26 protein-coding genes are annotated in these 23,466 nt (G+C 46.5%); 11 read left to right on the top strand and 15 right to left on the bottom strand.

Annotation, left to right across the window (positions count from 1 at the left end; genetic code table 11):
- Window positions 1–156 precede the first annotated feature (156 nt).
- From pyrC to Q7C_RS12705, 3 genes are read left to right on the top strand one after another with little or no spacing between them, the layout of a single operon-like run.
- Window positions 157–1,215 carry a dihydroorotase gene (gene pyrC, locus Q7C_RS12715; protein ID WP_014705191.1) on the top strand — a complete coding sequence of 353 codons (1,059 nt, stop codon included), beginning with the start codon at window positions 157–159 and terminating at the stop codon, window positions 1,213–1,215.
- Between the two features lie 58 nt (window positions 1,216–1,273).
- Window positions 1,274–1,954 carry a type 1 glutamine amidotransferase domain-containing protein gene (locus Q7C_RS12710; RefSeq protein ID WP_014705190.1) on the top strand — a complete coding sequence of 227 codons (681 nt, stop codon included), beginning with the start codon at window positions 1,274–1,276 and terminating at the stop codon, window positions 1,952–1,954.
- Window positions 1,955–1,986: 32 nt separating this feature from the next.
- Window positions 1,987–2,265 (top strand): peptidylprolyl isomerase, encoded by a 279-nt coding sequence (locus Q7C_RS12705; protein WP_014705189.1) that lies wholly within the window; start codon window positions 1,987–1,989, stop codon window positions 2,263–2,265.
- A 47-nt stretch (window positions 2,266–2,312) separates the two neighbouring features.
- Here the strand turns inward: Q7C_RS12705 and dinG are convergent, their stop codons facing one another.
- The 3 genes from dinG to Q7C_RS12695 form a co-directional block, all read right to left on the bottom strand.
- Entirely contained in the window at window positions 2,313–4,184 is a 1,872-nt protein-coding gene (gene dinG / locus Q7C_RS12700) for an ATP-dependent DNA helicase DinG (RefSeq protein WP_014705188.1), read from the bottom strand.
- Window positions 4,178–4,393, bottom strand: coding sequence for a hypothetical protein (locus tag Q7C_RS13950; protein WP_014705187.1), 216 nt, complete (start codon window positions 4,391–4,393; stop codon window positions 4,178–4,180). Before Q7C_RS13950 ends, dinG begins: the two co-directional genes overlap by 7 nt.
- A 499-nt stretch (window positions 4,394–4,892) precedes the next feature.
- Window positions 4,893–5,345: a hypothetical protein gene (locus tag Q7C_RS12695; protein ID WP_014705186.1), complete on the bottom strand. Its 453-nt coding sequence runs from the start codon at window positions 5,343–5,345 to the stop codon at window positions 4,893–4,895.
- Window positions 5,346–5,512: 167 nt separating this feature from the next.
- Between Q7C_RS12695 and Q7C_RS12690 the strand changes: the two genes are divergently transcribed.
- Entirely contained in the window at window positions 5,513–6,862 is a 1,350-nt protein-coding gene (locus Q7C_RS12690; RefSeq protein WP_014705185.1) for a sensor histidine kinase, read from the top strand.
- Window positions 6,855–7,529, top strand: a complete 675-nt coding sequence (locus Q7C_RS12685) for a response regulator (RefSeq protein WP_238532326.1) — start codon at window positions 6,855–6,857, stop codon at window positions 7,527–7,529. The genes Q7C_RS12690 and Q7C_RS12685 overlap by 8 nt, the downstream gene beginning before the upstream one ends.
- A gap of 639 nt (window positions 7,530–8,168) precedes the next feature.
- Here Q7C_RS12685 and Q7C_RS12675 read toward each other — a convergent pair.
- From Q7C_RS12675 to Q7C_RS12640, 8 genes are read right to left on the bottom strand one after another with little or no spacing between them, the layout of a single operon-like run.
- On the bottom strand, window positions 8,169–8,552 hold the full coding sequence (locus tag Q7C_RS12675; RefSeq protein ID WP_014705182.1) for a hypothetical protein: 384 nt from the start codon (window positions 8,550–8,552) through the stop codon (window positions 8,169–8,171).
- Between the two features lie 8 nt (window positions 8,553–8,560).
- The gene (locus Q7C_RS12670) at window positions 8,561–8,944 is read right to left on the bottom strand and encodes a hypothetical protein (RefSeq protein ID WP_014705181.1); all 384 of its coding nucleotides are present in this window, start codon (window positions 8,942–8,944) and stop codon (window positions 8,561–8,563) included.
- Between the two features lie 46 nt (window positions 8,945–8,990).
- A complete protein-coding gene (recJ, locus tag Q7C_RS12665; protein WP_014705180.1) occupies window positions 8,991–10,718 on the bottom strand; it encodes a single-stranded-DNA-specific exonuclease RecJ in 1,728 nt (575 codons plus the stop codon).
- Window positions 10,712–11,614, bottom strand: a complete 903-nt coding sequence (locus Q7C_RS13410) for a Regulatory protein, RpfE type (RefSeq protein WP_014705179.1) — start codon at window positions 11,612–11,614, stop codon at window positions 10,712–10,714. The genes recJ and Q7C_RS13410 overlap by 7 nt, the downstream gene beginning before the upstream one ends.
- Complete coding sequence (gene hda, locus Q7C_RS12655; RefSeq protein ID WP_014705178.1) at window positions 11,604–12,293, bottom strand: DnaA regulatory inactivator Hda; 690 nt, start codon at window positions 12,291–12,293, stop codon at window positions 11,604–11,606. Before hda ends, Q7C_RS13410 begins: the two co-directional genes overlap by 11 nt.
- 6 nt (window positions 12,294–12,299) lie before the next feature.
- The gene (locus Q7C_RS12650; RefSeq protein WP_014705177.1) at window positions 12,300–13,370 is read right to left on the bottom strand and encodes an AI-2E family transporter; all 1,071 of its coding nucleotides are present in this window, start codon (window positions 13,368–13,370) and stop codon (window positions 12,300–12,302) included.
- Window positions 13,346–13,900 (bottom strand): CDP-alcohol phosphatidyltransferase family protein, encoded by a 555-nt coding sequence (locus Q7C_RS12645; protein ID WP_014705176.1) that lies wholly within the window; start codon window positions 13,898–13,900, stop codon window positions 13,346–13,348. Before Q7C_RS12645 ends, Q7C_RS12650 begins: the two co-directional genes overlap by 25 nt.
- A complete protein-coding gene (locus tag Q7C_RS12640; RefSeq protein WP_014705175.1) occupies window positions 13,897–14,937 on the bottom strand; it encodes a DUF2066 domain-containing protein in 1,041 nt (346 codons plus the stop codon). The genes Q7C_RS12645 and Q7C_RS12640 overlap by 4 nt, the downstream gene beginning before the upstream one ends.
- A gap of 57 nt (window positions 14,938–14,994) precedes the next feature.
- Here Q7C_RS12640 and purM point away from each other — a divergent pair, with 57 nt between their 5' ends.
- The 6 genes from purM to Q7C_RS12610 are packed head-to-tail and all read left to right on the top strand — an operon-like array spanning window position 14,995 to window position 19,973.
- Window positions 14,995–16,056 (top strand): phosphoribosylformylglycinamidine cyclo-ligase, encoded by a 1,062-nt coding sequence (purM, locus tag Q7C_RS12635; RefSeq protein ID WP_014705174.1) that lies wholly within the window; start codon window positions 14,995–14,997, stop codon window positions 16,054–16,056.
- Window positions 16,053–16,631 (top strand): phosphoribosylglycinamide formyltransferase, encoded by a 579-nt coding sequence (gene purN, locus Q7C_RS12630; protein ID WP_041366751.1) that lies wholly within the window; start codon window positions 16,053–16,055, stop codon window positions 16,629–16,631. The genes purM and purN overlap by 4 nt, the downstream gene beginning before the upstream one ends.
- 4 nt (window positions 16,632–16,635) lie before the next feature.
- Entirely contained in the window at window positions 16,636–17,388 is a 753-nt protein-coding gene (locus tag Q7C_RS12625) for a DUF3108 domain-containing protein (RefSeq protein WP_014705172.1), read from the top strand.
- Window positions 17,385–17,999 carry an NUDIX domain-containing protein gene (locus tag Q7C_RS12620; RefSeq protein ID WP_014705171.1) on the top strand — a complete coding sequence of 205 codons (615 nt, stop codon included), beginning with the start codon at window positions 17,385–17,387 and terminating at the stop codon, window positions 17,997–17,999. Before Q7C_RS12625 ends, Q7C_RS12620 begins: the two co-directional genes overlap by 4 nt.
- A 12-nt stretch (window positions 18,000–18,011) precedes the next feature.
- Window positions 18,012–18,578, top strand: a complete 567-nt coding sequence (locus tag Q7C_RS12615; RefSeq protein ID WP_014705170.1) for a glycine cleavage system transcriptional repressor — start codon at window positions 18,012–18,014, stop codon at window positions 18,576–18,578.
- Window positions 18,579–18,599: 21 nt separating this feature from the next.
- Window positions 18,600–19,973: a PFL family protein gene (locus Q7C_RS12610; protein WP_014705169.1), complete on the top strand. Its 1,374-nt coding sequence runs from the start codon at window positions 18,600–18,602 to the stop codon at window positions 19,971–19,973.
- A 36-nt stretch (window positions 19,974–20,009) separates the two neighbouring features.
- Here the strand turns inward: Q7C_RS12610 and purC are convergent, their stop codons facing one another.
- From purC to dapA, 4 genes are read right to left on the bottom strand one after another with little or no spacing between them, the layout of a single operon-like run.
- Window positions 20,010–20,720: a phosphoribosylaminoimidazolesuccinocarboxamide synthase gene (gene purC, locus Q7C_RS12605; protein WP_014705168.1), complete on the bottom strand. Its 711-nt coding sequence runs from the start codon at window positions 20,718–20,720 to the stop codon at window positions 20,010–20,012.
- Between the two features lie 11 nt (window positions 20,721–20,731).
- The gene (locus tag Q7C_RS12600) at window positions 20,732–21,499 is read right to left on the bottom strand and encodes an MBL fold metallo-hydrolase (protein WP_014705167.1); all 768 of its coding nucleotides are present in this window, start codon (window positions 21,497–21,499) and stop codon (window positions 20,732–20,734) included.
- Window positions 21,499–22,563 (bottom strand): outer membrane protein assembly factor BamC, encoded by a 1,065-nt coding sequence (bamC, locus tag Q7C_RS12595; protein WP_014705166.1) that lies wholly within the window; start codon window positions 22,561–22,563, stop codon window positions 21,499–21,501. The genes Q7C_RS12600 and bamC overlap by 1 nt, the downstream gene beginning before the upstream one ends.
- A complete protein-coding gene (gene dapA / locus Q7C_RS12590; protein ID WP_014705165.1) occupies window positions 22,556–23,446 on the bottom strand; it encodes a 4-hydroxy-tetrahydrodipicolinate synthase in 891 nt (296 codons plus the stop codon). The genes bamC and dapA overlap by 8 nt, the downstream gene beginning before the upstream one ends.
- Between the last annotated feature and the right edge of the window lie 20 nt (window positions 23,447–23,466).

Here is a 23,466-nt window from a genome sequence, read left to right as displayed (position 1 = left end):
ATCGCACACGCGATTATGCTGCTTGATATTAAACGGGTAAAGTTACTTTGTCTGACTAAAACGGTCAAGAAAAAACGCCGTCAATCGACGTCATGACGCCATCACAAGAAGATTCTTGTCACCGCCTGAGCCACTGCTATGGCATAATGTTCAACCATGATATCAAGCTCAACAAACACACTTACCATCACGCGGCCTGACGATTGGCATTTACATCTTCGCGATGATACTGCGCTCCAACGCACCGTCACCGATACAGCGCGCCAATTTGTTCGTGCGATTGTTATGCCGAATTTAAGACCGCCCGTTACGACAACGGCCATGGCCAATGATTATCGGCAACGTATTCTCGCGGCTCGCCCTGACAACAGCGATTTTGAACCGCTGATGACACTATATCTGACCGACAATACGCCCGCTTCAGAAATTGAAATGGCCGTAGACAGCGAGTTTGTCAAAGCGGTCAAATTATACCCTGCTGGGGCGACAACCAATTCCGATGCTGGGGTAACGCACCTACGACATTGCGCCAATACTTTGGAAATGATGCAAAAACTTGGCATGCCATTGCTCATCCATGGAGAAGTCACTGACCCGGAAATTGATATTTTCGATCGAGAAAAACGGTTTATTGAAGATAAGCTGATTCAGCTGCGCCGAGATTTTCCAGAACTAAAAATCGTTTTTGAACACATTACGACCAAAGATGCCGCAGATTACGTTAATGAAGCAAACGCCTACTTAGCGGCAACGATCACGCCCCATCATTTACTCTATAACCGAAATGATTTGTTGGTTGGCGGTATTCGTCCACATTATTTTTGCCTGCCGATTCTGAAACGCAATATTCATCAGCAGGCTTTACTTAAAGCCGCAACCAGCGGCAGTAATAAGTTTTTCCTTGGCACGGATAGCGCGCCACATCCACGACACGATAAGGAAAGCAGTTGTGGCTGTGCAGGCATTTACAGTGCTCACGCAGCACTTGAGTTTTATGCCGAAGCATTTGAATCCATGAATGCCTTAGATAAATTAGAGGCATTTGCCAGCTTTCATGGGCCAGATTTTTATGGTTTACCGCGTAACAAAGGCACCATCACCTTACACCGCAAAGCTTGGCAAGTCCCAGAGTCACTAGACTTTGCGGACTCGCAATTGATTCCACTGCGTGCCGGCGAAATGCTGCAGTGGCAATCCCAAGCCACAATGACTTGAGATATCGATCTGACAACCCCATGTCTGATAACTATCTTTTAGCTTGGGAGAAATCGTCATGAAAGTTTTAATGGTACTCACCTCGCATGATGCGTTGGGGAATACCGGTGAAAAAACCGGTTTTTGGCTCGAAGAATTTGCAGCACCTTACTACGTTTTAAAAGATGCAGGTGCGGAAATCGTTTTGGCATCACCTAATGGCGGTCAACCCCCACTGGATCCAAAAAGCGATCAACCTGATTTCCAAACAGCGGACACCGATCGATTTAATCAAGATGAACAAGCCAAACAGCATCTGGCTAATACGGTTCGTTTGGACAGTGTTAATTCAAGCGATTTCGATGCTGTTTTTTACCCTGGTGGTCATGGCCCGCTTTGGGACCTCACCAATCATCCTGCTTCAATAAAACTCATTGAACAGCTTTATGCCGCGGGTAAACCAGTAGCGAGCGTCTGTCACGCACCAACCGTCCTGCTAAATGTGAAAACCAGCGATGGCGAGTATCTGGTCAAAGACAAAAACGTCACAGCTTTTTCTAATAGTGAAGAATCAGCAGTTGGTCTGGCCCAAGTTGTGCCATTTTTACTAGAGGACGCGCTTAAAGAACGCGGCGCAATTTATCACAAAGGTGAAGATTGGGCGTCATTAGTCCAAGTCGATGGCAAATTGATCACCGGTCAAAACCCGGCCTCTTCTGCCGAAACGGCGCAGGCACTGCTCGACGCCTTAAATTCATAAAATCTATAACTTTTCTAACCATAGGATTGATCATGACTAAAGCAACTGCGAGACATATTCTTGTTGAAAGTGAAGAAATTTGTAACGAATTAAAACGTGAAATTGAACAAGGCGCAGACTTTGCTGCTGTTGCCAAAGAACATTCATCTTGCCCATCATCAGCGCAAGGCGGTGATCTGGGTGAATTTGGCCCGGGAATGATGGTACCTGAGTTTGATAAAGTCGTCTTCTCGGCGCCAGTGGGTACGGTACAAGGCCCAGTAAAAACGCAATTCGGATACCATTTGCTTGAGGTCACCAGCCGCAGTTAATGGTATTGTTGGCTCAACCCGGCTCACCGCCGGGTTGAGCTAATCACTCAGTGTCTTTCCAAACGATAATCCGGCAAACTTGCCAGCAATTGACGACCATAGCCCTTGGTCAATAATCGCCTGTCCAAAATCGTAATATTGCCATAGTCCGTTTCTTTACGAAGCAGTCGTCCACAAGCCTGAATCAATTTTACACTGACGGCAGGTAGAGATAGCGCCGTAAAAGGTCTGCCGCCTTTGGCGATAATCCATTCCTGACGGGCTTGTTCAATCGGCCGGGTAAAAACCGGAAAAGGCAACCGGGTGATAATGACATGCGTACACAGATCTCCCGGTAAATCCACCCCTTCTGCAAAACTATCCAACCCAAACAAAACACTGCCCAGGCCAGATTCAACGCGCTCACAATGTTTTTCAATCATCCGTTTCGCCGTCAACCCTTCGCCTTGCATCAAAATAACTTGCGTCAATGCCTTAGGCAGTCGTTGATAAACAAACTGCATCACCACTTTAGAAGTAAACAAAACCAATGTCGCGCTGCTGAGATCAACCAAATCTGGCAATTTTTCTGATAACTCAATTTGCCACTCTTGCGGCGACTCACTGGGTAAATAGCGCATCGCCGGCAAATTCAATGTGGCTTGTTGCTGATATTTAAATGGCGAGGGTACCGCCAAAAAATAACTGGAATCATACTGATACAAGCCACAATCATGGCGAAAGCGTTGAAAGCGGCCCATACCGCGCAACGTTGCCGACGTGATCACGACGCCATAAGCGCGATACCAAAGCGTTTTGGCAAGAAAATCCGCTGCGGTCATCGGCCCCGCATGCATCAACAAGCGCTTATCCTGATTTGTTTGCAACAAAGACAGCCAAAGTACATTCGGTGGCTTATCCGCTACCTGTTCGGCTAAAAATAATTGAACAAAATCCAATAGGTAGCCTGTCAGGTTTTGAACTGTGCCAACCTGCGGCAAAATAGCCTCGCCAACCCGTGCTGGAATCTTCAATGACTCCATGCCTTCTCGAAGCCATTTGCCGAGCAAAACAACATGCTTATAAAGTGTATTTGCCTGTTGCATCAACGCTATCATCGGCACAGACAAGGCAGAAAATAACGGCTGATCAGCAAATATGCGCGGCTCACTCAATTCACCACGCAACATATCGCTAACCATATCGGTATCAGCAAGCAGCGTTTGTAACGATTGCAAGTGTTGATTACAAGCTGAAATTGCCGAACGAGACTCTTTAAAAATATAGCCGAAATCAGCGGTCCGATAAGCCAAAATTGTCGGCAGCTTTTTAAGCATTTTTTCCGCAGATTCCAGCATTTGTTCAAGCTGCATAAAATCCAATGTCTTAGCAGCATGATCCAAAGCTTTTCGAGGCAAGTTATGCGCTTCATCGAAAACCAAGACCATTTCTTCCGGCGGCGGTAATACCAGCCCGCCGCCCAAATCGGCATCGCTCAAAATCACATCATGATTGACCACCGCAACATGCGCCTGCGTCAAGGCCCGCCGCAAAACATAATACGGGCAAGTTTGATAAAACCGGCAGCTTTTACCCGCACAGCCTTCAGAATCTGTCGATATTTGCTGCCATAACGGCATTTGTAGTGGGAGCTGACAATGATCCCGATCACCATCCCATTGATTGGATTCCCACTGCTGCCAAAGCTGCTTTCCCTGAGCCTGAAAAATAGCGTTCTGATATTTTTCATCGACGTCCAAATCCAGTGCAGTTTGCTGTGGCTCAGTGACCAGCTGTTCTAACCGACTCGGGCAAAGATAACGCCGACGGCCTTTTATTTGAATAAATCGAATTGGCTCGGCCAAAGCAGCAGAAAAAGCAGGCAAATCTTTACGCATCAATTGCTGTTGCAAATTGACCGTTGCGGTGCTGATTACCAACAGTTTTTTTGCTGCTGGGCGGTGCGGAGTGCCCCACTCAGATAGCCCAATGTCTTACCAACGCCGGTTGGCGCCTCCACCACCGCCATTCGAGGACCATTTACAACCTGCAGTTGTGCATCAATAAAATCTGCCATCTGTTGCTGCTGCAGCCTGACTTGGAAACCATCGATTTTTTCTGCGATCTGCTGGTAAATCGAATCCGTCAATGATTTTCCTCAAACTCAGGTAGCTGGTTCATGGTGCAAGAATTGATATTGTCCGCATCTTACTGACTTGATGCAATTTAATTATCAGTGTGATTTCAACAGCGTGTTTGTAGAACGAACTCTAATCATTCCAAACTAAAAACGCGATGCGTCTATGCAGTCATAAGTGAAAAGGCCTGCGACTTCACAAATTCTTTTGTAAATTGATCTAAAGGTTGATCTTCTGGCCTATGGATTTTTTATCAATTTCGTACCTAGCCTCTCCATTTTTTGAAATCTTAAAGATTACAAATTTTAATTAAATCTAATCTTTGGATATATGCTTTTCTGTCCTCTATTTAAGGTACTTTTGACTAAGATGCTAATGCTCAATTCTTTTTAGTTCTCTCGTGCTAACCCTATGTCTATATATAATTCAATCATCGTTTTTATCATCCCAAAATATAAATCAAAATTTAGCTTTTCAATCGTATCTAACACGATTTTATCTCAACAAAAACTAGTCTGTTAAAACAGTGCCTATCTCTTGTAATTTAAATAGCTCCTTAAATGCCGCCATATCAAATTCAGCAATAACGGTTCCGTCATCGTCCATAATTTCGTACATCACACCACGTGTCCCCCGAATATTAAACAAGACAATGGTCCCATCATCCCCACCACACTCTCTATGTGGTGAATCATCAGGCTGACTGATGGTATAACTTCCCGTCGGTCTGATTTCTTTTAATTCTCCGTTTGGATAATAAATGCGGTGCTCACCATGAATCACGAATGTGTGGTTAATCGCACAATGTCGGTGTAACACAATGGGCGTATGTGGCAAGAAATGGAATATCACATCAACCAGTTGGTGTGTTTCATCAACATCAAAAATATAATAATAGAAATTATTAAAATCAGTTAATTGCTGCCAATTTACAGCGTAATAATCAAATTCATAAGTCGTCATTTTTGCGCCTTTTCAGTTTGAAAAGTCACTATCCTAACTTCATCGCAAGCACCAGACTTACCCGTTTTTGACCGTATTAGACGGGTGTTTTGCCCGAATATCTCTGTTAAGCGCAAAACAGCCGCGATGTCATATAGAATTGAATCCCCTTTACCAACGAATTAGCTATGCGGCTCACAACCTATCTCATCAGCGTCGTGTTTATCTGTTCCAGCCTATGTTTAATCACGGTATCTGCATATACGTTGTTCAAAGCCAATAAATACACACAAGCCCAATTTAGACACGCTGAAACTTCAGCATTAAATACATTGAACTTACAGGTGACTCGAATTGCGACTGGGTTTGAGTACATCAAACGATTACCCGATTATATTTTGTGGGATGAAATGGGTAATGCGCCAGGCGTTTGCATCAGCTTTCTTGCTTACCATTCAAATCGTCAGGCAGGACGCTGTCGCGGAACCGATATTCAAGAAGTCACGCCAGCTTGGTTTGAGACCCTTTACTGGCACATTTTTTCACCTCAAGAAGAAACGAAACACATTATTGACCACGTAAACAAAGCTTATGGTGAATTATCGATAAGCCAGAATAAATCAGTTCAAGTCAGCACTGCATGGTCTGCGATACATCAGTTGATGAGCTATTCACTCCTGCTCTTTATCAGTTTGTCTGTCTTGCTTTTTTTCAGTATCAGTTTTGTAATGCGGCCATTAAAACTAATCCATTCCAGACTCAATCAAATCGCCTATCAAAACCTAGAGACTTCCTTGCCTAACTTTACTATTGTCGAATGGAACGATACGGCAAATACCGTAAATCACATGCTGCAGAGACTGAAACAATCACAGAAAGAAAACCAACAGTTGCTGTTTAGATTGATGAATGTCCAAGAAGAGGAACGTAAATATCTGGCCCGTGAGCTACATGATCAACTAGGGCAATCACTGACGGGCTTAACGGCGTCACACAGTCTTCTGATGAAACTTGTCGACAGTGACTCAGATGCCATTCAGACAACACTAAGCAGGGCTTGCACCGTAACAGCATCAATGCATATTCAACTCAGGCATATTTTGGATTACTTAAACCCTACAGACATTGAGAATCTGGGCTTAAGTGCCTGTCTACAATCACTTATTAACTACTGGCAGCAACATTGTCCATGCATACACTATCAGTTGGAAATGAGTGCTCAGTTAGATACAGTTTCAAGCGCAAATTCATTACAGTTATTTCGAATTGTTCAGGAGGCCGTCACCAATATTGCCAAACACGCACAAGCCAAAAATGCATTTATTACCATTCAATTAGACTCGCAAAAATCACAGCTTGAACTGGACATTGAGGATGATGGGAAACTGACAAATGTCACTCAGTTATCAGCTGGACATGGATTGATCGGTATATCTGAACGAGTTGAAGCCTTGGGTGCAAAATTAACGCTCACCAGTCCTCCAGACGGCGGCTTAAAACTGAATGTCGTTATGTCACTGAACAGGCCAGATGAATAACCTGATGCAGGCGGATTGCATAAAAGTGCTAATGATTGACGACCACGCTATCGTACGTGAAGGCTATCGGGCCCTCATTAACTCCTACTCTGATATCCATATTGCGGCTGAGACCAACACCGGAGAAACGGGCTATCAACTCTATAAATCTATACAACCCGATGTAGTTTTACTCGATATAAATCTGCCTGAAATGAGCGGTATTGAAACCATTAATAAGCTCCGCTTTTATGACCCTACGGCCCGTATTATTGTATTTACCATGCATTTGTCCGGATTGATTGCGGCTAAAAGCATTAAGGCTGGCGCTCGTGGTTATATTACAAAGAACAGCAACCCAGACAAATTAATTGATGCGATTCGTCATGTGGTGAGACATAAACAACTTGTTTTAAGTCCAGACATAGAGCATGCATTGGCAATTGAGCATGTTGCGAGTCAGACGGAGGCAATCAAACAGCTCTCTCCGAGAGAATTCGAAATATTAAGACTGATCGTGATGGCTAAGTCAGCTGAACAGATCGCCGAGATTTTGAATATCAGCCCTAAAACAGCAGCGAATTGTCACTACAGAATCAAAAACAAACTGGGCGTTGCCAATGATATTGAATTAACCCATCTTGCGATTAAATTAAAGATAGCCTCTCCTGATGATGTTATTCAATAATGAATCTGAGGAGTTCAGGGTCGATCGATTTTCAATCATGTCTGCCCCCATTGATCTCCCCATACCAGTCACCGGCAGCGTTTTATCCTTTGAATAGCGTTTCCGAAACAACTCTGCTTGCGGCCAGGCTTGGCAGCGGTGATAGCAGCGTCACAGCCAGACTGGCAGCGAGCATTTTAAGACTTTGTCTGCGGGTGAAGCGATTTTTCATGGTCTTAGAATATTAAATGGCTACTCATTACACTCACAACTCAACTTTCCATGTCTAGTGATTGATACATAGCATGAGTATGATGTACCTTTTTTAAGCATACAATTTGAGGTGTACAACTCATCATCACCTGCACCGCACAGTCCGTATGAATACGCTAGCAACACCCGCTCTTCCTTGGGCACTAAAGCCATAAAGGCTGTGCTCCCTGCAGCCTCGACTGATTCTTCATTAACATAAGATTGCATTCCCCCCAGCTTGACCTTCTTAATACAAATTTTACTAAGCGAATTGTTGTGAATAAGAACTTGGGTCATGAGTTGAGAAGTTGACCATGCTAAATAAAGCAATAGCATAATTAGCATCATGCTGATAACAAATGGTTTCATCTTTGACTTATCAGATGCCTTATTTGGAAACCTCATTTGTTAGCCAACTCTAATCATTACATTGGATCCGAATATTACTTGTATATTAAAAAGCAACAAAAAAATAACGTAATATGATTTGATGGCTCGAAATTCGGTCACGACCAGCCTGTAACGAATCAGGACTTCTGTGCCCTGCTCCAGCCAGTCGGTTTTGCCTTGCCTGAAGGCCATGGCGGTGATTTTACGACTATCGGGCAGGCGTAAATGATCCTGGTTCTTTCCCACCAAGCGCCAGTCTGCGACTTCAAACAGACCGTGGAATCGCGGTTCTTTAAAGCCTTGCCCCCAGGGCGCAGCATTGGGTAATCGTTCAGCCAGATCCAGGTTGATTTCAACGTGATGCAATTCACCATCGGAAGAAGGTATCAAGGGGTCAGCCAACTTGATTTCTATTCATAGCACTCACAACTCAGCTTTTCGTCTTGAAAGAGTGATAAATAGCAGTAGTCTGCTCCATGTCTTTCAAGCAGACAATGTGAGGTAATCATTTCTTTTTCTGTCGAATTACACAATCCATTTGAGTAAGTTAAAGCGACATCGACTTGACGGGGAGAGAATCCTGAAAAATGGATGAGTTCACGAATTTTGGCAGGCTTGTCATCAAGAAACGAAAATACGCCAACGTCTATCTCCTCAATGCAAATTTCACGCGATGTCAGATTGTGTAATTGAAAACTGGTTAGCATCAAAAAAACTGACCACATCGCATAAAGTATTAACAAAGCCAGAAATGTGCCGATGATTACATTTTTCAATCGTGTTTGACTTTCCATGTCGGATTCACTTTTTCTATTACTTAGTTCGTACTTCGGGCTAAATTCAAACCGGCTGCAATAAATCATCCACCAGAAACTGTACCGACTTAGTGGCTCGAAACTCGTTAACGGCCAGCCGGTAACGAATCAGCACTTGTGTACCCCGCTCCAGCCAGTCGGGTTTGCCTTGTCTGAAGGCCATGGCGGTGATTTTCCGGTTATCGGGCAGGCTTAAACTCAGGCGTAAGTGATCCTGATCCTGCCCCACCAACCGCCAGTCTGCGACTTCAAATAGACCGTGGAAGCGGGGTTCTTCAAAGCCCTGCCCCCAGGGGGCGGCATTGGGTAATTGTTCCGCCAAATCCAGATTGATTTCTCCGTGGTGAAGCTCACCATCGGAATGCAGGTGTTGCTGGTAGACCGCGGGATCAACCATTTCTGTCAGCACGGTTTCAAATGCTTGGGAAAAGGTCTGGAAATCATCCAGCTTTAAGGTTAGCCCAGCTGCCATGGCATGACCGCCAAAGCGTTGCAGCATGGCCGGGTGACGGGAGGCAATGCGGGCTAATACATCGCGAATATGCACACCGGCAATCGAACGCGCTGAGCCTTTGATTTCACCTTCATTGCCCGGTGCGAAGGCAATCACCGGTCGGTGCAGTTTTTCCTTGATACGTGAGGCCAATAAACCAATGACGCCCTGATGCCAGTCGGAATCGAACAGGCAAAATCCGGGAGCGGTATTGTCGGTGTCCAATGACAGCTTATCGAGCATGCTTAAAGCATCCTGCTGCATCTGCTGTTCGACGCTGCGTCGGTCCAAGTTAATCTGATCCAGTTGTGCAGCCGCCGTCAGCGCCTGCTGCCAGTCATCGCTCAGCAGTAGGTTAATACCCAAGCCCATATCATCCATACGACCCGCGGCATTGAGTCGGGGGGCGATGCTGAAAGCTAAATCCGGGCTGGCCAGCTTGACGGCTTCCCGTCCGGCAACTTGTGCCAAAGCCAGAATACCAGCACAGGCGCGACGCTGGCGCATGCGCTTCAAACCAACATCCACCAAGGTTCGGTTGAGTTGATCCAACGGCACCACATCCGCGACGGTGCCTAATGCCACCAGATCCAGCCAGTCGCTGACATTGGGTTGTTTCAGGCCCTGAACATCAAACCAGCTCTGCTCACGCAAAGCCTGACGCAAGCCTAATAGCAGGTAAAAACAGACGCCAACACCGGCCAGATTTTTAGAGGGAAACGTATCACCAGGCTGATTCGGATTAATAATGGCATCAGCTTGTGGCAGCGTTTCACCAGCAAGATGGTGATCGGTGACCAGTACCTTGATACCACGCGCTTTAGCCGCATCAACGCCTGCCACTGCGGCAATACCGTTATCCACGGTCAGCAGTAAATCAGGTTGGTTCTGCGAGGGAATTTCGTCGAGTAACTCAGGCGTCAGGCCATAACCATGAACAAAGCGGTTAGGCACAATAAAGTCGATGTTTTTTAGGCCCATCGCTTGAAGACCACGAATCGCCAGTGCACAACTGGTAGCACCATCACTGTCAAAGTCAGCCACAACCGTGACTTTCCATTGCTGATTGAGAGCTTCAAGTAATAAACCGACCGCCTTGTCCATGCCCAGCATTTGCTCGGGTCGCGGTAGGTCGGTGAGTTCAAAAAATAAGTTTTCAGCTTTTTGTATGCCTCTGGCGGCAAAGACCCGGCGCAGACACTCTGGCCAATTGTCCGGCAAGTTTTCCCAGCCACTGCTGTCACGGGTGGTAATCAACACCAGCTTCGCCAACAGGCAAGTGAGTAGGTGCCATGTTCAGGGATAATCAGCTTGAATGTTCCGATTTGAAATGTCCTCAATTGTCGCCACACGGCTTCCAACCAAGGTAGCAGCTCAACATAAGGATCAGCCGTTTGTTCTTCAACTTGGGGTAGTACAGTGATACCGCAACCCGATGGCCATTTAGCCGAAGTTTTCATGTCAGAATAATAAGGTCGGTTCACCGTTTTTGCTAAAGCTGGCAACAAGGCATTTTTCCCTAACAGCCAATCCCACTTCACCGACGGTATATAACTATCTAAACCTGAAAACCAGACAGCATTGATAGGTAAAAGACCGGCCGCTTCACGCTCGATATTTACCGGATGTTGCGCTAACACCATTTGCATTTCATTCATTAACCGCCGCCATTTACCGGCATCCTTACCCTGAGGTAATGCATCCGTGATGGGTTTTCCTTCCAACTTCTCCGGCGAATAACATTGCATATCGGGCTTAGCGTTGAGTCGTAGCCCCCAATGGCGTGAATCAAATGTTAACCAAGACGACGCATAGCCAGTCAACAAGGGTGACAAAGCCGCTTGAATGGCTTGCATTTCCAGCTGCGTAAGCTGGATTGTCTGCCGAAACATTAACAGTCGATCTCGATCCGCATGCAAATAACAGGGGTCGGCACATATCGCGGTTTCTTCAGGAAAGCGAATCTTGGCCATCGGTAAATCTGGACGCTGGCTTGTTGATGACATCAACAAACTGACAACATCCGCATTATTTTCTGTCAATCGCGCGCGCTCGATTAGCGTTTGTAGCCGATCCGGTAAATGTAGCCGATTTAACGGCTGAAACAAGTGCGACGCGCCCGGCCAAATAAGGCTGAATTCGCGATTAAATGTCATGGATAACGTCTTTGACAAACGGAATTGTCAATCGGCGTTTGGCTTGCAACGAAGCAGCGTCAAGTTGCTGCAAAATACGCATTAAAGACGGCATATCTCGTCCTGCATGCCGTAATAAATAACTGGCGACTTCATCGGGCATAATAAGGCCACGGCTTTGCGCTTGCAAAACCAATGCAGCTTGCTTGGCTTCATCTGTCATCAGTGACAGGCGAAATACCAAGGCCAAGCTGAGTCGTGAACGCAAGTCTGGTAAGTCCAGCGCTAATTCTGACGGCGGCGTTCGGCTGGTAAATACCATGCGCGACGGAGTTTGTTGAAGCCGATTAAACAGATGAAATAGGGCTTCCTCCCAGGCATCTGATCCTGCGATAGCGTCAACATCGTCAATCATGACCCAATCCGCCAAGACAACACCTTCTAAAGCTTGAGGGGCAGCGCTTTGTCGTAGTTCATTTAAATTCAGATAGGTAACGGATTGCCTATCAAGACGCTCCTGAATGGCAAGGCATAAATGGGTTTTACCCGCGCCCTTCTCACCGCTGAAGAACAACATCGGATAACCCTCACCCAGGCAAAATGTTTCAATTGCTTCGGCAATCTCAGGGTCGGCAAATAAAAAATTATCCAGCCGATAGACTTCCTGAGGAGAAAGTCGCAATGTCAGTTGCTGTGTCATCAGATATCAGGAATACAGCTGGCTTTTAACATAGCGATCATGGGCATGACGCAGCATCACCATAATCACGGCAGCCACAGGTAAAGCCAATAACACGCCAATAAATCCGAACAGGCTACCGCCGGCCATGACGGCAAAAATGACAGCAACCGGATGCATGCCAATACGTTCACCAACAAAGCGCGGCGTCAGGAACATGCCTTCAATCAGCTGCGCAAAACTGAACACGCCAATGACAAACAATACGGGTAGCCACTCTTGAAATTGCAGATAAGCCGCCGTCCCTGCCAACAAGATCCCGACAAGCAGACCCAAATAAGGAACAAAACTCACAATACCAGCAATAACGCCAATTAGTAATGCCAGGTCGAGTCCGATTAACGTCAAACCAATACTATAGATAATGGCGAGCGCCAACATGACCATCAGCTGACCGCGCAAAAAGCCAGCCAGCATGTCATCACAATCTTTTGCTAAATAGCTAACCTCTTCCTGATAACGACGTGGCAACAGTTCCTTGATTCTGCCAACCAGAATATCCCAGTCCCGAAGCAGGTAAAAAGTCAGTACGGGAATCAACACCAGATTGGTCAAAAAAGTCATCACTGCCAGCCCTGACTTACTGACATAGCCAACAATATTACCGGCAACTTTCCCCGCTTGCGCCCAGTAATCTTTAAAGGCGGTTTTCACCGTTTCCAGATCGAAAACCTCTTGAGACAGTCCCAGACTTTGCATGACCGGGCTCAGTGCAGTCTGTAAACGATCAATATATCCAGGTAACTTCTCAAACAAGGCTTTTAATTGCTCGTTCAACAAAGGAATAAACAGCAATAACGCCACGATAAGTGTGATAAACAAACTGACGAAAACGATAGAAACCGATAAGGTTCGAGAGAGCTTTTTATCTTCAAGCCGATCAACCAGCGGATCACCAAGATAAGCCAATAATGCCGCAATAAAGAAAGGCATCAATACCCCGGACAGCAAATAAATCAACCAGCCTGCCACTAATATCAATGCCAGAATTAACCAGCGATTATGTTGTGGGATCAGCGGTGTTTCCGTTGTCGCCATGCATTCATTCCCCAAACCAGAATATATTCACTGCCACTATTAATCACACTGGCCACTACCAACCAGATACCAACCGTCGTGACCGCATGATGTTCAGGAAACCACTGCGTTTGAATCATCACTGTGAGAACCAGCAGGATCTGCATCAGGGTGTTGATTTTACTGCTCCACAATGGTTTCAATTCATATTCACCAAACGCATAGTGATACGCCAATGCACCAATCACAATGATCACATCACGGCCAATGACCACAGCAAACAACCACCAGGGGAGCAGGCCCAAATAGCTGAGCGTGGCAAAACTAACAACCAGCAATAATTTATCCGCAATCGGATCCAGAATGGAACCCAGCCGACTCTGCCATTGAAAATGTTTGGCCAAAAAGCCATCCAAACCATCAGAAACGCCAGCAACAGCAAATAAAATCAGCGCTAAACCAAAATCAAACTGCAACATCGCCCACATCACCGGCAACACCAGAAAAATTCTGGCAATAGAAATGAGATTTGGAATATCGCGAAGCGTCAAGGCATTAACCGATATCGCTCAGTTTGATTGGTGGCAGAAGATTGCTCGGGTACCAGCACATTATCAAAAGCAAGTAGCTCACGAAACCGGTTCACATCTCCGCGGAGTTGTAATTCAGCATCCAAGACACCCTCCGCCAGACTTTGTACTGAAAATGAGGCGACGGTTTGTGACTGACGAAAATATTGGCTCAAACGTTGATAGTCAGCATAGTTTTGTACATTTGAAATCTGTAATTTATAGGCAGTCGCTTCTCCGGTCTGAATCGCGAAGCGTCTGCCGAGCCTGTCGGCAAGCTCATGCATGCCCTGAGCCAAAGCATCACTCAATGGCCCTTCACTAGACCAGCGCTGCGTTTCGTCACCGCTTAACAACTGCCAACTTATGCCTGTCTGATCGTTATTTCCCCGAATCTGCAGACTGACCACCAATTTTGCCCCATAACGATTTGAGGCACGGTTGAGCGCCGCCACGTTTCCCGTCCAGATATCCGAAAAACTGATTTGGCTTTGATCTTCCAAGTCCATTACCGGCATCAGCACAGGTAAACCGCGTTGTTTTGCCAAAGACTTCAGCGTCACGGTGACCGCATCTGTCTCATCGGCAATCAACTGATGTTGGCCCGCTTGTTCAGAAGCAATCCAAAACAATATTTGTGGCCGGTTGGCTCCCCACCGTGGTAAACCAACCTGCTCTAACGCACGATCCAGTGTGGGTTTATCAAAATCAATCACCACGGCTAGTTCTTGTGGCGAGGTCAAATCCATATTGTCGGCATTCACTTGTTGGTAAGCAAATTGACCTACATAGCGCTGCGCATCGGCCAGGATTGCCGTGATATCTGCTTGATTTACCTGCTGTCTATCGCCCACCAATTTCACAATCACTTGCTTGAGCGCATCCGGCAACACGCGGTTACGGTCTGACTCGCTTTGCGAATCAATGGCAACCTCGGCTTGATAAAGGTGGGCCACCTGCGCTGCCTGAGCAGAAAACGCAGTAAAAAGAACAATCAGCACGGTAAATAATCGAGTCATTGTGTTATTCTAGCACGCTGATTTTTCTCTGTGATGTCCATTATTTCAGGAATTGATATGACTGATCCCGCCGCCCCGTCTCAACCCGCCAAAACCAGTCTCAGTTATCAAGATGCTGGAGTCGATATTGAGGCTGGTAACACCTTGGTCGACCGTATAAAACCGCTAGCTTCGCGGACAAAACGACCAGGCGTTATGGCTGGCCTGGGTGGTTTTGGCAGTTTATTCGAGTTGCCAACAGAGCGATACCAGCAACCGGTGTTAGTTTCTGGTACGGATGGTGTTGGCACAAAACTACGTTTAGCGATTGAAACTGGCGTGCATGACACAATAGGCATCGATTTGGTGGCGATGTGTGTCAATGATATTGCTGTACTGGGTGCTGAGCCACTGTTTTTCCTTGATTACTATGCAACCGGCAAGCTGAATGTTGATGTCGCAGCCAGTGTTGTCAGTGGTATCGCCGAGGGTTGTCTACAATCCGGTGCTGCATTGGTTGGCGGGGAAACCGCAGAAATGCCCGGCATGTATGATGCTGATGACTATGATCTGGCCGGTTTTTGTGTCGGCATCGTCGAAAAAGCTAACATTATCGATGGCAGCAAAGTTCAGGATGGCGACGTGTTAATCGGCCTTGCCTCATCAGGCCCCCATGCCAATGGCTATTCATTAATTCGAAAAATCATTGAACACAGCGGCGTTGATTTAAACAGTTCCTTCGATGGTGCCACACTTGCCGAAAAGCTGCTCACTCCAACTAGAATATACGTTAAATCATTACTTCAACTTAATGAAAAAATTGATATTCATGCGTTATCTCATATTACCGGCGGTGGCTTGTTAGAAAATATTCCTCGCGTTTTACCAGACGGGGTTGTCGCTAAAATTGATGCTGGCAGTTGGCAGCGCCCTGCTATATTCGACTGGCTGCAACAGCACGGTAATGTGGTTGATAAAGAAATGTACCGCACATTTAATAACGGCATTGGCATGGTACTTTGCGTGGATGCAGAACAAGTGGATGAAGCGGTTAATACCCTGACAGCCTTAGGTGAAACGGCCATGAAAATCGGCCGAATAGAATCCTCTGACAGTGCTGAGCGCGTACAAATTATATGACTAAGGCCCGTTTAGTCGTTCTGATATCAGGCCGTGGCAGCAATATGCAATCGCTGATTAGTGCTATTGAAAACGATGAACTAGAGGCAGAAATTGTCGCGGTTATCAGTAATCGTCCTGATGCAGCGGGCCTGCAAAGTGCCAGTGATGCCGGGATCAATACCGAGGCGATTGATCATAAGGATTTTGCCAGTCGTGATGCATTCGACAAAAAACTCGCTGAAGTGGTTGATCATTTTCAGCCTGATTTTGTAATTCTTGCCGGCTTTATGCGAATTCTGACTGCTGATTTTGTCAATCACTTTGCTGGCCGACTAATTAATATCCATCCTTCTCTTCTGCCTAAATTTAAAGGCTTGCATACCCATCAACGTGCGATTGAAGCCGGTGAAAAAGAACATGGCGCCAGTGTACATTTTGTCACCGAAACGCTAGATGATGGTCCGGTAATTTTACAGGCTAGTGTGCCCGTTTTACCGGCCGACACACCCGACACCCTAGCTGCACGTGTTCTGGTCGAGGAACATAAGCTCTATCCCGCTGCCTTAAAGTTATTATTGCAGCAGGAGTCCTGAATTTATGATGTTATGGCTGTCTTGTCTCTGGATATGGATAGCGGCCTCTCCGGTGTTGGCCGATTCGACGCCAATGGATTATCAAGCCAATTATCAGGTTGAGTTAAATGGCATTCAAGCTGGCGAACTCGAGCAAACCTTAACAACTGATGAAGCCAGCAATCGTCAGTTAGTGACAAGAACGCAGGCCAAAGGCGTCTTTGCTTTTTTTAAGCCTGACATTATTACCGAAACCAGTATCTGGCAGCAGGTTGATGGCCAGATAAAACCGCAGTTTTACCGGTATCAACGTCAAGGTGGCAAAAAAGACAAGTTGTTAACCATGTCTTTCGACTGGTCGACCGCAATCGTACACATCGATGATCGTGAACACCCATGGGAACTCGCACTGCAGTCTGACACGCTCGATAAACACGTTTACCAATTACAACTCATGCGTGATTTAGCCGCCGATCGACAATCGCTACAGTACACCATCGCCGATGGTGGCAAACTCAAACAGTATGAAATCACGCGACAGGCAACTGAGGTAATCGAAACACCACTCGGGCACATTGAGGCTATTCGGCTAAGTCGGGATCGAGACCCAGACAGTGAGCGACAAACCACCTTATGGTGCGCGCCGGCGCTGGGATATTTACCCGTCAAATTAGAACATATCGAAAAAGATGACAGTCGTTTTACGGCTCACATTCGTAAACTCGATGGCTTGCCTGTATCGGCATTTCAGACACCCCAACCGAAATCAACACCATGAGCACAAAACAGTTTGAAATTTTAGAAGATAAACCGGTTTTTAAGGGTTTTTTTGGGGTGAACCAACTGACAGTTCGTCACACACTTTACCGTGGCGGTTGGAGTCCCCCGCTCAGTCGAGAAATTTTTCACCGGGGAGAATGCGTTGCGGTGTTACTCTACGATGCCCAGGAAGATGCTTTGGTGATGATTGAGCAATTCCGCGTAGGCGCATTACAGTTTGGCGATGAACGGGCCTGGTTGCTGGAAATTGTCGCTGGTGCCATTGAGCCAGGCGAAACACCGGAATCGGTTGCTCGCCGTGAAGTCCTTGAAGAATCAGGCTGTGAGGTTGAGGATTTATTTAAAATCAATTCTTTTTTTACCTCACCTGGTGGCACCTCTGAATTACTCCACCTTTATTGCGGCAAAATAGACAGTACCAAAGCTGGCGGATTGCATGGCCTTGATGAGGAAAATGAAGATATTGCCGTCTCTGTCATGCCGTTTTCCAATGTTTTTCGATTACTGGAACAAGGAAAAATTGTCTCAGCAATTCCCATTATTGCCATTCAATGGCTGGCATTAAATCGCACACAACTTCGTCAACGCTGGCAAGCAAAATCAACTTAGTGGAACAACCCCATGAATAAAATGCTGATTTCAGTTTTAGGAAGTGATGAACCTGGCATTATGGCCGTCGTTGCTGACAGCTTACGACAAGAAAATGGCAATATTGAAAACCTCAGTCAAACGCTGCTAAAAGACGTTTTCGGCGCGCTGCTGATGGTGAGTTTTCCAGATGATAAATCGGCACAAACCGTGAAAACCACGCTTGATCATGCCTGCATAAACATGAATCTGTTTATCAGCGTTAACCCTTGGAATCAACAAGCCTCTGAATGGCAACAAAATAAACCGGTTACACAGCCCTACATTGTTACCTGTATTGGCCCGGATCGTCAGGGACTGGTTGCTGACGTGGCCAAGCAATTATTTATCCATGGGGTCAATATCACGGATATGCAGGCTATTTTCAGGGGCGGTGAGGATCCCATGGATAATTTAATGATTTTTGAGGTAGATGTGCCTAAAGCGACAGTCATGGATGATTTACGGCTTGCGTTAGCGGACATTGCCAACCGCTTGGCTCTGGAAATCCATGTCCAGCATCGGCGGATTTTTGAATCTGTCAGCAATATCTTACTGTAAATCTTTTCCGGAAAATTCGTCATGCTGAATCAAAAAGACATTATTTCAACACTGCAAATGGTGCGTGAAGAAAATCTGGATCTGCGTACCGTGACGGTTGGTATCAATCTGACCGATTGTGTCAGTGATGATATTGGCCGGTTTAAACGCAATATTTACGACAAAATTCTAAAACACGCTGGTCAATTAGTGACAACCTGTCAGCGGATTGAACGTCGCTATGGGATTGAAGTGGCCAATAAGCGTATTTCGATTAGTCCTATCGGCGTGGTTGCCGCCCCATTCAGTACCGAACAGATGGTCGACATTGCCTTAACTTTGGATCACGCTGCCAACGAATTAGGCATTGATTTCATTGGTGGCTTTAGCGCACTGGTTGAAAAAGGCATCAGTCGAGGTGATCAAGCCTTAATCTCGGCGATTCCAGAAGCATTGACCCAGAGTAAACGCGTCTGTGCTTCCGTCAATGTTGCCAGTACCCGCGCTGGTTTAAACATGGATGCTATTAATCAGATGGGCCAAGTGATTAAACAGGCAGCACAGCTTACCGCTGAAAATGATGGCTTGGCGGCAGCAAAACTGGTCGTCTTTGCCAATATTCCACAGGATGTGCCGTTTATGGCTGGTGCTTACCTCGGTATTGGCGAAGCAGATGCTGTCGTCAGTGTCGGCGTTAGTGGCCCTGGCGTAGTCAAAGCTGCGTTGCAACGCGCTTTAGAGGAAGAAGAAAAACTGGATTTAAGTCGAGCTGCAGATGTCATTAAACAAACGGCGGCGCGGCTTACCCGAGCCGGTGAATTAGTTGGCCGTGAAGTAGCCAGCTCACTTGGTTTACCGTTTGGCATCGTCGATCTCTCTTTAGCCCCGACGCCAAATGAAAACGACAGTGTTGGCGAAATTTTCGAAGCCATTGGCCTACCTGCGATTGGTGCACCGGGCAGCACCGCTTTTTTAGCCATGCTCAATGATGCCGTTAAGAAAGGAGGCGCCTTTGCCAGTTCGCATGTCGGCGGATTAAGTGGTGCCTTTATTCCGGTTTGTGAAGATTTGACTATCGCGCGATCCGCAAGTAATCGCACGCTGTCTCTGGAAAAACTGGAAGCCATGACCGCTGTCTGTTCTGTCGGTCTGGATATGGTGGCACTGCCGGGGGATACCAGCGCCGAAATGCTCTCGGCTATCATCGCCGATGAAATGGCCATCGGCGTGATTAACAAAAAAACAACTGCGGCCAGACTCATTCCTGTGCCAGGAAAACAAGCCGGTGATCAGGTGTTTTTTGGTGGGTTGCTTGGAGAAGGACCGATTATGGCCGTCAACATGGGCAATCAGGAAAATCGTTTTGTGCGGCTGGGCGGCCGAATTCCTGCGCCAACCCAAAGCCTGGTTAATTAATCAATATAGCGACGCTTCGGGTAAAACCTCTGACGTTTACAGCGTTACACCAATGCGTTTCGCCACTTCTTCGTATGCCTCGATGACACCGCCAAGGCCTTGACGAAAACGATCTTTATCCAGTTTTTTACGGGTTTGTGCATCCCAAAGACGACAACCATCCGGACTGAATTCGTCACCGAGAATGACTTCTCCTCCGAATATGCCAAATTCTAGTTTGTAATCAACCAAAATCATGCCGGCGTCTGCAAACAATTGCTTGAGAACCGTATTGACCTCAAAGGTTAATTGTTTCATTTTTTGAACTTGCGCTTCAGTCGCCCAACCAAACGTGGCAATGTGGTATTCATTGACCATTGGGTCATGCAAGGCATCATTTTTCAGAAAAAACTCAAAAACTGGCGGTGTTAAACTCATCCCATCCTCAACACCAAGCCGTCTGACCAGACTACCCGACGCCACATTTCGAACCACACATTCCACCGGAATCATTTGCATACGTTTCACCAGCGATTCCGTCTCATTAAGCAATTTTTCAAAATGCGTTGCAATTCCTGCTCCGCTTAATGTCTGCATAATAAAAGCGTTGAATTTATTGTTTACTTCGCCTTTACGATTAAGCTGCTCAACCTTTTCTCCATCAAATGCTGAGGTATCGTCGCGAAAACTGAGTACGACATAATCAGCGTCATCGGTGGCATAGACACTTTTGGCTTTGCCGGCATAGAGTTGTTGTCGTTTTTCCATGGGTCGTTCCACTAAGCTTTAGTTAATTGGCGCCAGCCAAAACCAGCATCCTGATCTGCTATGCCAATCCAGTCATGTTCGCAATTGAGCGCCTTGGCAAACAAAGGCAAAACCAAGGATGGCAGATTATTTTTTTCACTGATGTGCATGGCAAAAATATGTTGTAACCGAGAGGTGTCGATTTTCTCAAGTAATGTTGATGATTGCACATTATTTAAATGGCCGAACCGTCCACCAACACGAATTTTCAACGACGGCGGATAATCCCCCTCAGCGAGCATATCAATATCATGATTCGCTTCCAGCATTAACGCATCGCAGCCACTGAGTACAGATTCGATCAAAGGGGTAATCGAGCCCACATCGGTGAGTAAACCTAGTCGATATTCGCCATTGCTAAACACAAACTGCGCCGGCTCACGTGCATCATGCGGAACGGGAAATGGCAAGATATGCAGATCCTGAATACTAAAATCAGTATGGCAATTAAACGTTCTAATCAATCCGTTTAAATCTTCAGAAAGGCAAGCCGCCGTACCGGCCGTTGCATAAACAGGCAAATGGTAACGGCGGGCCAGCACCCGGATACCGCTGATATGATCAGCATGCTCATGGGTGACCAATAAAGCCGTTAGTTCACTTGGCGCAACTCCTTGCTGATAGAGCCGTTTTTCCGCTTCTTTGGCAGAAAAACCGCAATCTACCAATAAGGTTGTGTCAGCTTCTTTTATCAGCGTGCCATTACCGCGGCTGCCACTGCCAAGTGAAGCAAACTGCATTATTGTGTCAGCTGCTCCTGGATCAGGCTTAATAAACGTCTGGCCGTATCAGATACCGATCGCACCTGCTCAGCATCAAGCACCGTAATACGCGTATTTCCGGCATCAGAACTCAACTTGATGTAATAGTATTCTTCCGGTGCTTCTTCAGCATCATCACGCCAGAATGCCAATCCACTGAAAAAACCTTCCTCATCTTGTTCGGCTTCCAGGAACGGATCCACATATCGGACAAAATATGTACCACGAGAACGATCGCGATCTTCTACCGCAAAACCACGGCTATCGAGCACACGGCCAACACGTTCCCATGTTTCGACGTATTCCTGCTCAACAACCAAAACTTGGCGGCCTTCACCTTCATCCATCAAGGTAACCGCAGGCATCACAGACGATGGCGCTTGTTGACGCTGTTGAGGCTGACTTGCAGCCAATTGGGCTTTATCTTCTTGGAACAAAACCCCTAGAAAATCAGCCAACTGTCTCAACATGGCCTCATTTTTAACCACATTGGTTTCGGCTTCGTCACGCGCACCCAGATAAATTCGTGCCGACTGATTCACATCGCCTTTTTCCATACGGACACGATACGCATAATTTTCACCATCAGGCCCAGTATCCATCAAACCAATACGACGTTCTTTACGAACAACATCGATATTTTTAGTCGACCAAAAGTTTTCGATGCGCGTCCAAGTCACATCCGGCTCACCAGGCACCACTAAATGACGACGCCCTTCTTCACCCGCCAAAGCCGGTTTAGCATCGGGCTGGATGTTGTAGCGCGCGGCCAGCGGGTTGTTGGCAGCTTCTTCATACTCAGAATAGGTCGCTGAAGTATTACGATTGCCAACAATGTTGTCATTAATCTGATTAAGACTGAGTTCTGGCGGCACTTCCAATGCAGGCATCGTCTCAGCACGACGGTACTCTTGCGTATTATCAGGCGCCACTTCCTCCAATGACGGCAAAAGACCACAACTGCTTAAGGCCAGACTGGATACGACCAGCCATGCACTGGTTTTCAGACGATTCACGTTGTTCATTGATTGCTGTTCACTCATTTAAAGGATTCAATACCCCGGCTGCAGCCAGCGCATCACGAACCGGTTGATGAAATTTTTCTGACAAGACCGTCATCGGTAAACGTATGCCAGAGGGTATCATGTTCATGGTGTGTAATGCCCATTTTACTGGGATTGGATTAGATTCACTGAACAGACTTTGATGGAGCAACGCCAGCCGATCATTAATTTTACGTGCTTCTTCGGCTTTTCCTTGCATCGCTGCTTGACACATATCATGCATCAATTTCGGCGCAACGTTGGCTGTGACAGAAATGACGCCCCGTCCGCCCGCCAGAATAAAATCAACTGTGTTGCCATCTTCTCCAGTGTATAGCTCAAAATCTGGCGAACAAACGTCACGAATCAGCTGAACACGGCGCACATCACCTGTGGCTTCTTTAATACCGATAATGTTGGGAACATAGGACAGCCGACCGACTGTCTCTGGCAGTAAGTCGCACGCCGTACGGCTTGGCACATTATACAAAATCTGTGGTAAATCAACGGCTTCAGCAATTGCTTTAAAATGCTGATACAAACCTTCTTGGGTCGGGCGATTATAATAAGGTGTCACCAACAGCGCTGCTGTCGCGCCAAGCTGACGTGCATATTCAGTCAGTTCAATCGCTTCAGAAGTCGAGTTGGCGCCGGTGCCGGCAATAACAGGGATACGTCCAGCTACCTGTTTAACGATATCAGCAATAACGCCTGAATGCTCTTCGACACTTAATGTGGCTGATTCGCCGGTTGTGCCAACAGCCACAATCGCATCGCTGCCGTTTTCGATATGAAACTCAACCAAGCGATGCAGGCTGTCACTGTCCAGCGAACCATCTGCTCGCATGGGCGTCACCAGTGCTACCATACTGCCGCTGAACATAAATGCCGGACTCCAAAAAA

Origin of the sequence: Methylophaga frappieri (assembly GCF_000260965.1) — a bacterium.
GTDB classification, from domain to species: domain Bacteria; phylum Pseudomonadota; class Gammaproteobacteria; order Nitrosococcales; family Methylophagaceae; genus Methylophaga; species Methylophaga frappieri.
The sequence above is the reverse complement of the archived record's forward strand: the minus strand, read 5'-3'. Positions and strand labels throughout refer to the sequence as shown.

Coding starts and splice junctions, on each gene's coding strand:
- pyrC (WP_014705191.1), top strand. CDS start 157: ATGATATCAAGCTCAACAAACACACTTACCATCACGCGGCCTGACGAT.
- Q7C_RS12710 (WP_014705190.1), top strand. CDS start 1,274: ATGAAAGTTTTAATGGTACTCACCTCGCATGATGCGTTGGGGAATACC.
- Q7C_RS12705 (WP_014705189.1), top strand. CDS start 1,987: ATGACTAAAGCAACTGCGAGACATATTCTTGTTGAAAGTGAAGAAATT.
- Q7C_RS12695 (WP_014705186.1), bottom strand. CDS start 5,345: ATGACGACTTATGAATTTGATTATTACGCTGTAAATTGGCAGCAATTA.
- Q7C_RS12690 (WP_014705185.1), top strand. CDS start 5,513: ATGCGGCTCACAACCTATCTCATCAGCGTCGTGTTTATCTGTTCCAGC.
- Q7C_RS12685 (WP_238532326.1), top strand. CDS start 6,855: ATGAATAACCTGATGCAGGCGGATTGCATAAAAGTGCTAATGATTGAC.
- Q7C_RS12670 (WP_014705181.1), bottom strand. CDS start 8,944: ATGGAAAGTCAAACACGATTGAAAAATGTAATCATCGGCACATTTCTG.
- Q7C_RS13410 (WP_014705179.1), bottom strand. CDS start 11,614: ATGACATTTAATCGCGAATTCAGCCTTATTTGGCCGGGCGCGTCGCAC.
- hda (WP_014705178.1), bottom strand. CDS start 12,293: ATGACACAGCAACTGACATTGCGACTTTCTCCTCAGGAAGTCTATCGG.
- Q7C_RS12650 (WP_014705177.1), bottom strand. CDS start 13,370: ATGGCGACAACGGAAACACCGCTGATCCCACAACATAATCGCTGGTTA.
- Q7C_RS12640 (WP_014705175.1), bottom strand. CDS start 14,937: ATGACTCGATTATTTACCGTGCTGATTGTTCTTTTTACTGCGTTTTCT.
- purM (WP_014705174.1), top strand. CDS start 14,995: ATGACTGATCCCGCCGCCCCGTCTCAACCCGCCAAAACCAGTCTCAGT.
- purN (WP_041366751.1), top strand. CDS start 16,053: ATGACTAAGGCCCGTTTAGTCGTTCTGATATCAGGCCGTGGCAGCAAT.
- Q7C_RS12625 (WP_014705172.1), top strand. CDS start 16,636: ATGATGTTATGGCTGTCTTGTCTCTGGATATGGATAGCGGCCTCTCCG.
- Q7C_RS12620 (WP_014705171.1), top strand. CDS start 17,385: ATGAGCACAAAACAGTTTGAAATTTTAGAAGATAAACCGGTTTTTAAG.
- Q7C_RS12615 (WP_014705170.1), top strand. CDS start 18,012: ATGAATAAAATGCTGATTTCAGTTTTAGGAAGTGATGAACCTGGCATT.
- Q7C_RS12610 (WP_014705169.1), top strand. CDS start 18,600: ATGCTGAATCAAAAAGACATTATTTCAACACTGCAAATGGTGCGTGAA.
- purC (WP_014705168.1), bottom strand. CDS start 20,720: ATGGAAAAACGACAACAACTCTATGCCGGCAAAGCCAAAAGTGTCTAT.
- Q7C_RS12600 (WP_014705167.1), bottom strand. CDS start 21,499: ATGCAGTTTGCTTCACTTGGCAGTGGCAGCCGCGGTAATGGCACGCTG.
- bamC (WP_014705166.1), bottom strand. CDS start 22,563: ATGAGTGAACAGCAATCAATGAACAACGTGAATCGTCTGAAAACCAGT.
- dapA (WP_014705165.1), bottom strand. CDS start 23,446: ATGTTCAGCGGCAGTATGGTAGCACTGGTGACGCCCATGCGAGCAGAT.